This is a genomic window from Streptomyces sp. NPDC005706, assembly GCF_040631045.1.
Taxonomy (GTDB): Bacteria; Actinomycetota; Actinomycetes; order Streptomycetales; family Streptomycetaceae; genus Streptomyces.
In genome coordinates this window covers 148,132-160,018 of record NZ_JBEXYS010000012.1, presented here as the reverse complement: position 1 = coordinate 160,018, position 11,887 = coordinate 148,132, and the positions used below count along the sequence as shown (strand labels likewise).

Annotated in this window: 10 protein-coding genes and 1 pseudogene; 7 read left to right on the top strand and 4 right to left on the bottom strand. The window is 70.6% G+C overall.

The features are described from left to right. Positions 1–191 precede the first annotated feature (191 nt). Positions 192–1,062: pseudogene (locus ABZ478_RS21050) on the bottom strand (class II glutamine amidotransferase). A 574-nt stretch (positions 1,063–1,636) separates the two neighbouring features. Between ABZ478_RS21050 and ABZ478_RS21045 the strand changes: the two are divergent. The 4 genes from ABZ478_RS21045 to ABZ478_RS21030 all read left to right on the top strand — a co-directional run bounded on the left by ABZ478_RS21045 (position 1,637) and on the right by ABZ478_RS21030 (position 4,971). Continuing rightward, complete coding sequence (locus tag ABZ478_RS21045; protein ID WP_359551578.1) at positions 1,637–1,762, top strand: hypothetical protein; 126 nt, start codon at positions 1,637–1,639, stop codon at positions 1,760–1,762. Between the two features lie 545 nt (positions 1,763–2,307). Then, complete coding sequence (locus ABZ478_RS21040; RefSeq protein ID WP_359551577.1) at positions 2,308–3,564, top strand: amidohydrolase; 1,257 nt, start codon at positions 2,308–2,310, stop codon at positions 3,562–3,564. 66 nt (positions 3,565–3,630) lie between these two features. Beyond that, on the top strand, positions 3,631–4,581 hold the full coding sequence (locus ABZ478_RS21035) for an NAD(P)-binding domain-containing protein (RefSeq protein ID WP_359551576.1): 951 nt from the start codon (positions 3,631–3,633) through the stop codon (positions 4,579–4,581). 48 nt (positions 4,582–4,629) lie between these two features. After that, positions 4,630–4,971 (top strand): DUF3224 domain-containing protein, encoded by a 342-nt coding sequence (locus ABZ478_RS21030; RefSeq protein ID WP_359551683.1) that lies wholly within the window; start codon positions 4,630–4,632, stop codon positions 4,969–4,971. A gap of 178 nt (positions 4,972–5,149) precedes the next feature. Here ABZ478_RS21030 and ABZ478_RS21025 read toward each other — a convergent pair whose 3' ends face one another. Beyond that, complete coding sequence (locus ABZ478_RS21025; RefSeq protein ID WP_359551573.1) at positions 5,150–6,913, bottom strand: thiamine pyrophosphate-dependent enzyme; 1,764 nt, start codon at positions 6,911–6,913, stop codon at positions 5,150–5,152. A gap of 16 nt (positions 6,914–6,929) precedes the next feature. Beyond that, positions 6,930–8,513, bottom strand: a complete 1,584-nt coding sequence (locus ABZ478_RS21020; RefSeq protein ID WP_359551571.1) for an FMN-binding glutamate synthase family protein — start codon at positions 8,511–8,513, stop codon at positions 6,930–6,932. A gap of 141 nt (positions 8,514–8,654) precedes the next feature. Between ABZ478_RS21020 and ABZ478_RS21015 the strand changes: the two genes are divergently transcribed. Further along, complete coding sequence (locus ABZ478_RS21015) at positions 8,655–9,293, top strand: hypothetical protein (RefSeq protein ID WP_359551568.1); 639 nt, start codon at positions 8,655–8,657, stop codon at positions 9,291–9,293. A gap of 113 nt (positions 9,294–9,406) precedes the next feature. Continuing rightward, on the top strand, positions 9,407–9,898 hold the full coding sequence (locus tag ABZ478_RS21010) for a hemerythrin domain-containing protein (RefSeq protein WP_358933850.1): 492 nt from the start codon (positions 9,407–9,409) through the stop codon (positions 9,896–9,898). Between the two features lie 135 nt (positions 9,899–10,033). Here the strand turns inward: ABZ478_RS21010 and ABZ478_RS21005 are convergent, their stop codons facing one another. Then, a complete protein-coding gene (locus ABZ478_RS21005) occupies positions 10,034–10,813 on the bottom strand; it encodes an oxidoreductase (RefSeq protein ID WP_359551564.1) in 780 nt (259 codons plus the stop codon). A gap of 470 nt (positions 10,814–11,283) precedes the next feature. Here ABZ478_RS21005 and ABZ478_RS21000 point away from each other — a divergent pair, with 470 nt between their 5' ends. Next, positions 11,284–11,760: a hypothetical protein gene (locus ABZ478_RS21000; protein ID WP_359551562.1), complete on the top strand. Its 477-nt coding sequence runs from the start codon at positions 11,284–11,286 to the stop codon at positions 11,758–11,760. Positions 11,761–11,887 lie beyond the last annotated feature (127 nt).

Genomic DNA, 11,887 nt, shown 5'->3' with positions numbered 1-11,887 from the left:
TCAGAAGGCGGCGGCCAGTGGACCGGCCGCCCGGTGCCCTGTCGCCGGGCCGGGACCGTCCCGATCGCGGCCGAGGCCGAGAGTCGCCGCCCTGCCGACATCACTTCGGCGGGGCTCGGGGAGCCCACGCCACCCGGGCTCCCCGAGCCGTCGCGCTCGCGGGCGCCGGACCCGGTTCCGACCTGAGCGGACTAGGCGGCCTTCTGTGACGCGGCCGCACCGGGATGCAGGTCGTCGAGGGTGAGCTGGTGCGCCGGGGGATCCGGCAGGAGGATCTGGCGGTTGACGTGCAGGTCGGAGCCGACATGGAGAAGTTCGCCGGGCTCCAGGAGGCGCCAGTCGGGATGGTCGTCCATTCGCTCGCTGGCGACGACGACGGCGGGGTGCTCGGCTAGGGACGCCGAGTGGACGCGCATACGGCCGTGGCTGCCGCTGTGATCGAGATGCCGGCTGCCGTGCTGGCCGCCCGCCTGACGCTCGAGGACATACAGCTCGTGGGTGTCCGGGTAACGCAGCGCCCACAGCTCCCGGGGTGTGATGAGGACCAGGTTCATGGCGAAGACGGGCAGGTTCGCGGCGATCCACCGGGCGGCCTGCCGGATGCCCTCGGTGACGTCACCGCCGTTCCGCCGGGTCTCTCGGGTGATCAGGGCGAAGAAGCGCTCGGAGTCCGTGTCGCCGCCGACCAGCGACCGGTCCTCGTCCAGGTGGTCGTCGAGCGCTTCGAGGCCCTCGATCACGCCGTTGTGCGCGAAGAGCCGCCCGTCCTGCTCGAAGGGGATGGGTGTTGCGGATGTCGAGGCTGCCGGTGGAGGCGTAGCGCACGTGGGCGATGAAGGTGGCGGACTCGTCCTCACGGGCCTCCTCGGCGAAGGCGCGGTCGCGGTAGGCGGCGATGGGGGCCTTGTCGACGCACGGCGTGCCGTCGGCGGTGAAGCGGCCGAATCCGGTGCCGTCGGGATCACGGCGGCTCTGCCGGCTGAGGCTGTCGGGGGCGTCCAGCAGCCAGAAAGTGGCATGTGTACGGAGTGGAGCGCTGCTGAGGCCGAAAAGGCGGCACACGGTTTCCTCCGTAATGGCCCACTTCTCACAGGATGCCGACCGGGTTTCCCCTCGACGATTCGCCATGCGCCCGGTGAACCTCGTCTCGCTCAGGCGCAGGCCCCCTCAGCATGGAACAGGGCGGGAGCGTCGGCGAGCGGGCCTGGGGCGGAAGTCTCACGTCGGCCGGGACTCGTGTGTCTCGTCGAGGGTGATCGGCCGAGCGATGCGGCCTGTGCCGACGAGGCCCTCGGCCGACCCAGGTGATGCCGGACTAACCCTAAAGTTGAGGGTGAGGGTAGGCGCTCGGACGGCTCGGCCATGATGGCGCGGGAGAAGTCCGAGGTGGCCGTCCGGGGCGAGTGGGGCGGGGCATCGGGGCGTGGGAGGCGTCCGGCGCCGGGAGGGCCACCGCGCCGCGTACGGGAGTTGCGAGGTCGGCCGGTGCGGCCAGGATGCCCTCGAGTCAACTGCTCGTTCCAGGCCAGAGCGAGACGGGAACCCGGGTTCGGCCAGGCGAAGACGGGCAGCCTCGACGCTCACGCCCGTGGCGCCGGTGACCGTCTCGACCAGATCGACCACGTAGTACAGGTGAGTGCCGATCAGGGAGTACCAGCTCCGATTCGGGCACACGGTGTCCCTGGACGCCGACGACCCGACTGTCCGGCGCGGCGGCGGCGATCTGTTCGGCGGCGGAGGTGCCAGAAGGTACGACGAGTGAGTCGAAGGTGGTGAAATCCACCGGGTTGGAGATATCGATGACGGTCTTCCCCGCCAGGTTGCCGGCCCACGCGGCGGCCGTGTCGCGTCCGGCCGGGCGGGTGGGAAGCGGGCCTCCGGAGCAGTTGCGGCGTGTGCTCGCGGCCCACGCCTGGTAGTCCAGCTCGCAGCGGCGGTGTCGCTGTTCGCCGGGGCCGGGGAGCCTCCCGGGGGTCCGGCGCCGTGCCCCGGCCCACTCCGCAATCGTTCGAAACCGGCGAGCCGGGGGTCCTTGCTGCTGGCGGGCCGCCGCGCGCGTGCGGCCGCGCGCGTGCGCGCAGAGCAGGTGGACGCCGCAGGTTCGAGGATGGATAGGCGGAGAGATGCTGGTCTGCCGGCGCCGGGGCGTCGCCGGGCACCGCCATCGAGGTGCGTGGGCCGCCGCTCGGATCGTCGCACCGGCTCAGTCCGGCATCGCCCCGCGCGGTCTGCGGCCGCCCCGGTGGGGCTCTCCGTGCTGGTCACGACGCCTCATCCGGCGAGGCAGGAAGGACACGGGATCTCGCGATGACTGCACCCTCCACGGCTCAACGGGTTCTGGCAGGACTGGACACCACCCTGATCCAAAATATCGAGGCGCTGTACAAGGACCTGCACGCTCACCCCGAACTTTCCTTCGAAGAACACCGCACGGGCGCGGAAGTCGCACGCCGTGCCCGGGAACTGGGTTACGAGGTCACCGAGGGCGTGGGGCGGACCGGTGTGGTGGCCAGGCTGGTGAACGGTCAGGGCCCGGCCGTGCTGCTGCGCGCCGACTTCGACGCGCTGCCCGTGACCGAGCGGACCGGACTGCCCTACACCTCGACGAACCAGGGCGTCATGCACGCCTGCGGGCATGACGTGCACGCCTCTTGTCTGTTGGGCACCATGGCGCTCCTCGCCGGGGCACGCGACGAGTGGTCGGGGACGGTCCTGGCCGTGTTCCAACCCGCTGAGGAGCTGGGCCAGGGTGCCCAGGCCATGGTCGACGACGACCTGTACGCCCGCTTCGGCACACCCGGCGTCGTCCTCGGCCAGCATGTGATGGCGATCCCGGCCGGTACCGTCGCCTGCCATCCTGGCCTCGCCTTCGCCGCCACCGACGCCCTCAGAGTCCGCATGTTCGGGCGCGGGGCACACGCGTCCATGCCGGAGGCGGCGATCGACCCGGTGGTGATGGCGGCGTCCACCGTGATGCGGCTGCAGACCGTGGTCTCGCGCGAGATCGCGTCCAGGGACCGGGCCGTGGTGACCGTCGGCGCCCTCCAGGCCGGCACCAAGGACAATGTCATTCCGGACGAGGCCGAACTGCAGCTCAACATCCGCACCTACACCTCGCAGGTGCGGGCGGCCGTCCTGGGCGCGGTGGAACGGATCGTGCGCGGTGAGGCGGAGGCGGCCGGGGCGCCACGGGACCCCGAGATCAGCACCATGCACACCTTTCCGCTCATGGTCAACGACGAGGACGCCTGCGCCCGCACCATGGCCGCCATCGGTGACGTGATCGGCCACGACAGGTTGACCGACCCCGGCGCCTCCTCCGGCAGTGAGGACGTCGGCGTCTTCGGCACCAGCGCGAGCGTCCCGGTGTGCTACTGGCTGCTCGGCGGCGTCGATCCCGACGTCTACGCGAAGGCCGACGCCGCGGGCACCAGGAACCGCGACATCCCGCAGAACCACTCTCCGTTCTTCGCACCCGTCATGCGGCCCACCCTCACCAGCGGCGTCACCTCGCTGACCGCCGCGGCCCTCGCGTGGCTCAGCCCGCCCTCGCCGTCAGCATGACCGGGCTGTGCACCCTCGGGACGCCCGCCGGTGGAGCGGGTCCCTTCCACGGCAGGAGGTACGGACATGAAGATCGGCATTGTAGGGGTGGGCGCCGTCGGGTCGGCCACGGCGCTGTCCCTCGTCGAACGCGGAGGCGTCTGCAGAGAGATCCTGCTGATCGACCGGAACACCGCCCGCGCGGACGGCGTGGCCGCCGATCTGCGATACGCCGCCCCTTTGTCGCCGACGGTAGATCTACGCCCCGGCCATTATCAGGATCTCGCCGGTGCGGCAGTCGTCGTGATCACCGCGGGGATCAACGAGAAGGCCGGCGGTGCCACGGACCGGTCCGACGCGACGGGGCGTCTGAGGCTTCTGGAGACGAACGCCAAGGTCTTCGCCGATATCGTTCCGCGGGTGGTCGAGGTCGTGCCGCAGGCGGTGCTCATGGTCGTCACCGACCCGCCCGATCCGCTGGCGGACCTCACCCGGCGTCTGGCCGGACACAACCGGGTGTTCTCCACCGGCACTCTCATCGACAGTCTGCGCTTCCGCGTCCATCTCGCGGACCGCCTCCGGGTCCGGCCACGTGACGTGCAGGCTCTGGTGGTGGGCGAGCACGGCACCTCCGAGGTGCTGTTGTGGTCCTCCGCGAGTGTCGGCGGCATCCCCGTCACCGACCTGCTGGGCCAGGGCAGCCAGCCTGTCGATCGCATACGCACGGAGATCGAGGACGGCATCCGCTACGCCAACATCACGATCATCGAGGGCACCGGCGCGAGCCAGTACGGAATCGGCGCCGTCTCCGCCCGGCTCGTCGACGCGGTCCTGCGGGACGAACGCGCGGTGCTGCCCGTCGCGGCCTACTCCCCCGCACGAGACGTCACGCTCTCCCTGTCCAGCGTTCTCGGCGCGGGCGGCGTCCAGCAGATGCACGAACCCGCCATGACACCCGAAGAGTCCCGAGCGCTGGACGACAGTGTCGGCGTCCTGCGCGAAGCCGCCCAGCGAGCCATCGCCATCGGGGCGAAGTGAGTGGTCCCCCACCCGAACGCACGCCGGCCGAGCGCCCGCGAGCCCGTCGTGAGATTTTCCGAGCAGGGACCGGATCGCGATTCCGGCCGCGTTGCTCGACGGAGGTCATCATGCCGGAAGTTCACCGCCGCCTTCGACCAGACGACCGGCGTGGGCACCTATGTGGCCATGGAATCGTTCGAAGGCTCGCTGTGCGGCCGGGCCGGCGCCTTCAACTTCGTGCACTCGGCGACGACGTCCGGCAGCGATCGCACCGCGGAGTTCTTCACCATCGTGCCCACGAGCGGCACGGGAGAGCTGGCCGGGATCTCCGGCGCCGGAGGACTGGCCGTCGACGCTGACGGAACGCACCGCATCTGGTTCGACTACGCGCTGGAAGCGGGTCGATGACGGGCGAGCTGTCGGCCCGGAGAGGCGACAGCCCGCCCGGTGCCGGCGGCACACGGCTGAGAGCCGGGCTTCGGGCAGTCTCCCGCAGGACGGCTCGCCGGCCGGGGAGGCACTCGTGGCGGCCGACAGCGGCACGCGCCCACCCCGGCCGACGACCGGCGTCCTCACGACGTGCCGGTCAGCTTCCGCCCGGCTCTCCATCGCTGCGCACGATTTCCTTCACCTTGGCCAGCGCGAACCCCCAGCCCTGCTCGACGGTCGGCTTGGCCGGAACGGCGATCTCGTCCGGATTGGTGAGGACGTCGAGCAGCACCGGGCCCGGGCTGCGGAAGGCGCGTCGCACGGCGCTCTCCACGTCGGCGGGATCCGTCACGCGGATGCCGGTGATGCCCATGGCCTCGGCGACGGCGGCGAAGTCGGGGTTGTCGAGCACCGTGCCGAACTCGGGCAGACCGGCCTGCTCCTGTTCGAGTTTCACCATGCCCAGCCGGCGGTTGTCGAAGACGACGAGTTTCACGGGGAGCCGGTACGTCTTCAGGGTCATGAGATCGCCGAGGAGCATGCTCAGTCCGCCGTCGCCGCAGAAGGCGACGACCTGTCGCTCACGGTCCAGGCATTGGGCACCCAGCGCCTGGGGCATGGCGTTGGCCATCGAGCCCAGGTTGTACGAGCCGATGAGGCGTCGCTCGCCCCGCATCTCGACGAAGCGCGAAAGCCACACCGTGGCCATGCCCGTGTCCGAGGTGAAGACGGCGTCGTCCGCCGCCACCCGGTCGACGGCCGCGGCCAGGGCCTCCGGCCGGATGTCGTGAGCCCGGTTGTCCAGCGCGGAGCGGATACGGCCCACGACACCCTTGTCGTGCGAGGGGTCGGCCAGCCGGGCCTGACCGGTGCGCCACTGGTCGAAGCGTTCACGCGCCTTCTCCAGGTGCGAGCGGTCGCGTGCGCCGTCGGACCCGGCGGGCGCGGCGGTGAGACGGTCCAGGAGGTCGCGTACGGTGGCGCCGGTGTCCCCCACCAGCCCGACGACGACCGGTACGCGGCGTCCGATGTGGGTCGCCTCGGTGTCCACCTGGATCACGTTCCGGCCCTCGGGATACCAGTCCCGGTAGGGGAAGTCCGTGCCGAGCAGCAGGAGGGTGTCCGCCTCCTGAAGGGCCTTCGCCGCCGCGGGGTTGCCGATCAGGCCCGTCTGGCCCACCTGGAAGGGATTGCCGTCTCCCTCGAAACCGGCCTTGGCCTTCAGGGTGAGCACCATGGGTGCGGCCAGGCGGTCGGCGAGGGTGAGAACGTCCTGCCGGGCGGCCCGGGCCCCCTCGCCGACGAGCAGGGTGACGCGCTCGGAGCGGTCGAGGAGTTCCGCGGCGCGGTGGACGGCGGACTCCTCCGGCCGGCTCACCGGGGCGTTCAGGGAGAACCGCGCCGGCCGGTCGGCGGTCAGCTCCCGCTCGCCCAGGTCGCCCGGCACGGTGAGGACGGCGACGCCTTTGCGGCCCAGTGCGTGGCGCACCGCGGTCTCCAGCATCTGCGGGAGCTGGTCGGGCGAGGTGACGGTCGCCCGGAAGACGGCCACGTCGCTGAAGAGGGCGTCGTTGTCGACCTCCTGGAAGTAGTCGCTGCCGAGTTCGGCGAGCGGCACCTGGCCGGCGATGGCCAGGACCGGGGCGTGGCTCTTGGCCGCGTCGTACAGCCCGTTGAGGAGGTGGACGGAGCCGGGGCCGACGGTGCCCATGCACACGCCGAGGGTCTGGGTGAGCTGCGACTGGGCGCCGGCGGCGAAGGCGGCCGCCTCCTCGTGCCGGCACCCCACCCACTCCAGGCCGTCGGTGGTGCGGATGGCGTCCGTCAGCGGGTTGAGGGCGTCTCCCACGACGCCGAACACCTGGCGCACGCCGAGTTCGCTCAGCGCGTCCACGATCACTTGGGCAACGGTACGGGGCACGTGAGTCTCCTCCTGGTCACACGGTGAAACGATCGGGGTCGGCGGCGTTCCAGTCCGCCGCCCAGGAAGCCGGCGGCTCGGCGAGCAGCTGCCCTGGCCCGAGCCACTCGTACAGCTCCTCGTAGGAGCGTTCGGTAAGGGGGTCGACGCGTCGGCGGAGCATGTGCGGGCGCAGCTCCGCGGGGTCGGTGACGCCCATGGACGCCATGATCTGCAGTGCGCCGGCCACGGTCGCCTCCTGGAAGCGCTGGACGCGCGGCGCCTTGTCACGGACGTCGAGGGCACGGGCCCGGCGCGGGTCCTGGGTCGTGACGCCGGTGGGGCAGGTGTTGGTGTGGCACCTCTGCGCCTGGATGCAGCCGACGGCGAACATCATGGCCCGCGCGGCGTTGCCGTAGTCGGCGCCCTGCACCATGCGCTTGACGAGGTCGGTACCCGTGGCGATCTTGCCGCTCGCGCCGATCCTGACCCGGTCGCGCAGCCCCGCCCCCACGAGGGCGTTGTGGACCGTGAGCAGGCCCTCGGTCAGCGGGGTGCCCACATGGTCGGCGAACTCCAGCGGCGCCGCGCCGGTCCCGCCCTCGGCGCCGTCCACGACGATGAAGTCGGGTGCCGTGCCCTCCTCCAGCATGGCCTTGCAGACGGCCAGGAACTGCCGGCGCGAGCCCACGCACAGTTTGAAGCCGGCGGGCTTGCCACCGGACAGCTCACGCATGCGGGCGATGAAGCGCACGAGTTCACGCGGGGTGGAGAACACCCGGTGGTACGGCGGGGAGATGACCGTTCGTCCCTCGGGAACGTCCCGTACCCGGGCGATCTCGGGGTTCACCTTGGCTCCGGGCAGCACACCGCCGATGCCGGGCTTGGCACCCTGCGACAGTTTCAGGGACACACATCTGACGTGGTCGTGCGCGGCCTTGTCGGCGAACTCGGCCGCGTCGAAGTCGCCGTCGCGGGTTCGGCAGCCGAAGTACCCGGTGCCGATCTCCCACACGAGGTCGCCGCCTGGTCGCAGGTGGTACTCGGACAGTCCGCCCTCGCCGGTGTCCTGGGCGAACCCGCCCGCCGCGGCACCGCCGTTGAGAGCAAGGACGGCGTTGGCCGACAGCGAGCCGAAGCTCATCGCCGACACGTTCAGCAGGGCCATGTCGTACGGCCGGGCGCAGTCCGGCCCGCCGATCCGTACGCGGGGCGGGGACTTCGGCACCGGGCAGGGCGCCATCGACGGAACCAGGAACTCGTAACCGGGCTGGTACACGTCACGTTCGGTGCCGTACGGCTCCTCCGCGTCGGTGCCCTTGGCACGCTCGTAGACGAGGCTGCGCACGTCCCGGTCGAACGGCCGCCCGTCGAAGTTCCGCTCGATGAAGTACTGCTGCAGCTCCGGGCGAATGCGCTCCAGGAGAAAGCGGGCATGACCGAGGACGGGATAGTTGCGCAACACCGAATGCCGGCGTTGCAGCACATCCGACGTGGCCAGCCCGCCCAGCAGGATCAGGGGCACGGCGGCGAACAGCCACCAGGGGGAGATCCAGGCCGCTGCCAGGGACGCGAGCACACCCGCGACGAGAGTCAGGACGACGATTGCGATGCGTATCACCACTTGCTCATTGCCGGGTGATCGCTCTCCAGTCCTGCGGCCGCGTCAAGAACCCGCCAAGCGCGGCGAGCGGTCGTGCCGCGGGTGACCAGCGGAAGCAGGATGCTGGGCATGGCTGGGCCCGGCTGGGACGATGTCCCGGTGAACCACTTCTCCTACTCGGCCGACGGTCCTGGTCACGACCGGCAGCATCCCCCGGAGCCGGGGCGGGCCGAGCCCGGCCGGTGGCCGAAGCTGGAGGCCGCACTCGCTGTGGTCAATCGCGACCTGACGGCGACCCTGCCGGGACAGGAAGCGCTGATACTGATGGTCGAACCGCCTTGGCGGCCCATGTCGCCCGGCGGAACCGACAGGGGTCAGGTCTACGTGGCGATGCCCGACGGCCGTTGGCACGGCAACGCGGTGAACGCGCGCGACGTGGAGGAGGGCGACCCGCCGGAGCCGGAGGATGCGGCGACGATCCTGGCCGTGGTCGCGGAGGCGGCGCAGTCGACCATCATGGAGTTGCTCTGGCAGGTCTGGCCGATCTGCCCGGAACACAAGATCGGAACGCATGCTCGTGCCTCGGGGGCCGCTGACGACTGGTCTCAGGGTGAAGGGGACGCGGCCGGTCCCCCGGTGTGGTGGTGCCGAGGCACCAGGGACAGCGATGGCCACGACGTCTCCCCTGTGGGCGAGCTGGCCGGCACCCTGCCGGGAAAGCAGCGTCGCGCACTGCGGCGCGGGGAGCGTGCGCGAGACGGCCTCCGACAGCCGCGGGGCCGGACGAGTGAGCGCTGACCGGCCCGGTCCTCTCGCCAGTCGCGGGCGGTCGCGGAGTCGGGGTCATCAATGCGGAGGGTGAGGGTATGCGTCAGTGGCCCCAGTCGTTCGTACGAAAGTGATGCCCTGCCATGGCCGAGACACGGGACGTCGTCGAGCTCATCCTTCAGGACCACCGGCGCATGGAGGACCTGTTCCGCCTGATGCGAAGCGTCGAAGCCGACCGCGCCGCCGCACTCCATGAGTTCGCGGAGCTGCTGATCGCCCACGCGCTGGCCGAGGAGGCCAAGGTCTATCCGGCCCTGAAGAGGTACAAGAACATCGACGACGAGGAACTCGAGCACGGCGAGCACGAGCACGACGAAGGCAACAAGGCCCTCCTGGACCTCCTGGAGGTGGAGGAGGTCGGCTCCGAGGAGTGGGACTCCAAGCTGGAGGGGCTGGTGGAGGCCATCACTCACCACGCCGACGAGGAGGAGCGCACCATCCTCAACGGCGCCCGCGAGAACGTGGCGATGGAGCGGCGGGAGGAGCTGGGGGTGGCCTTCCTGGAGGAGCGCGAGCGTCAGCTGAAGGCGGACTGCGGCTCGGTCGACAACGTGCGGCGCGTCGTCAACTCCTGACCGTGTCCCGCGCGGGGGTCCTGGGCCGGTGGCAGGCCCCCCGAAGCGCGGGCCGCTGTCGAAGAGACCGCCTTCTGTGGGAGGACGGTCCATAGGTCGCGGTCCGTAGGTCGCGAGTGACCGCTGCCCATGTTCTCACCAGGTGGGAATGAATCCCCCGTCGATGACCATGTCGCTCCCGGTGATGTTGCGCGCCTGGTCACCGGCGAGAAAGAGAACGAGGTCGGCGACTTCCGCCGGTGTGGAGAAGCGGCCGGTGGCGGTCGAGCCGGCCGCTCGGGCGACCACGTCGTCCGGGGTGATGCCGGCGGCTGCGGAGACTGTGGCCGCGACCCCGTCCTGGGCCAGCCACAGGTCGGTCTGCACCGGTCCGGGGCTGACAGTGTTGACGCGGATGCCCTTGGGCCCGACTTCCTTCGACAGCGCCTTGGAGAAGGCGACGACAGCGGCCTTGCCGGCGCTGTAGTCGATCACCAGGGGGTCGGGCAGGGTGGCGTTGACGGAGGCGACCGTGATGATCGAGCCTTGGCCGGCCTGGAGCATGTGCGGCAGGACCGCTCGGGTGACCCGTACGGCGCTGAGCAGGTTCAGATTCAGGACGTGCTGCCAGTCGGCGTCGGTCACCGAGAGGAAGCCGCTGGTCCGGGCGGGCGCGGCGCCCACGTTGTTGACCAGGACGTCGACGCGTCCCTCGGCCTCGCGGACGAGCCGCTCCGCGTCCTGAGGATCGCTGAGGTCGACAGATACCCAGGTGACCGCGCCGTCCCCGACAAGTGCCTCCAACTCGGGCGTGGAGGTCCGCGAACCGGCGATGACCGTCGCCCCGGCCCGCACAAGTGCCTCGACGATGGCCAGTCCAATACCTTTGCTGGCACCGCTCACCACGGCAGTGCGGCCGTGTAGTGGGCTGTTCATTGGCGCTCCTGGTTCTCACGCTGCCGATGTGCACCGATGTTCGCCACCGCGTCCGGCGGTTTCACTGCTTCCAGCTTCCGCCGACCACCACGAACCGCGCATCAGCCGATCGTCTGTGGACTCCGCCGGGGCAGGCCGCTCGAGCGGGTGCACGCCGGGTCCCCACTCATCTGGACCTGTTTCGGCCATATTGGTGAGGGCGCCACGCAGGGTGACTCCCCCGGCCTCGTGACGTGCGGACCGCCTTGACCCCGGGGAATGAACCGCGGTGCCGGAGAGGCCCTGGGCATGTCTTTGCCTGATCTGGGTTGGCCTAAAAGTTTTCACAGTACAACAGTTGAGCATTGGACTGCTGAAGATCGGGCAGTCGTCCACCTGGACGCCCCGCCCCAGCCCGGGGAGGCGTGCGCCTCCTGGGTGCGGACCGGTCCTCAGTCAGGGTCAACTCTTGTGTTCCATTGGGGGGATTGATGCGCGGATTCGGCGCGCGAAGACGTACGAGGGTTCCCGGCTCGCCCACCGGCGCCACCCTTCCAGAAGGTCGCCCGACCGACCGGCTGCCGGCCTTCGAACTGTCCCTGCCGGAATACCGGGCCCTCGTCCGCGTCATCGAACACGCCCACGCCTGCCTCGTCCTGCGCGGCGACTGCGACGCCGAGACCGTCCGCAACGCCAGCGGCGCCGAGTTGGCGCCCCTCCTCCGCCAGCGAGCGGCCGCCACGGATGGCCAGGGGGGCGGCGGTGTGCCGATGCTGGCCCGCGAGATCCGGCACCTCGAAGCGGCGGTCGTGAACCTGGAGTCCTACGGCGGACACGAGACCGTGCTCTGCGAGGGCTACGCCCTGCTCGAGCGGTGCGAATCCCTCAAGGAGGGCGACAGGACAGCGCGCGTGCACGAAGGAGTGATCACCCTCGGCTCGCACACGCCCCCGGCGGCCACTCCTTGATGGCTCACCACCGGTGTGCCGCCGCTCCGGTCCAGGCAACCCGGCAAGAACAATCACCTAATTGGCACACTAGCGGGCTTGCCGATCAATCGTGATCGTTCTTGAGCAGGCTTTTCCCACGGCGGGC

What these genes read in the sequence shown, in the direction of transcription:
- ABZ478_RS21040 (WP_359551577.1), top strand. Translation starts at nt 2,308, where the DNA reads ATGACTGCACCCTCCACGGCTCAACGGGTTCTGGCAGGACTGGACACC.
- ABZ478_RS21035 (WP_359551576.1), top strand. Translation starts at nt 3,631, where the DNA reads ATGAAGATCGGCATTGTAGGGGTGGGCGCCGTCGGGTCGGCCACGGCG.
- ABZ478_RS21010 (WP_358933850.1), top strand. Translation starts at nt 9,407, where the DNA reads ATGGCCGAGACACGGGACGTCGTCGAGCTCATCCTTCAGGACCACCGG.
- ABZ478_RS21005 (WP_359551564.1), bottom strand. Translation starts at nt 10,813, where the DNA reads ATGAACAGCCCACTACACGGCCGCACTGCCGTGGTGAGCGGTGCCAGC.
- ABZ478_RS21000 (WP_359551562.1), top strand. Translation starts at nt 11,284, where the DNA reads ATGCGCGGATTCGGCGCGCGAAGACGTACGAGGGTTCCCGGCTCGCCC.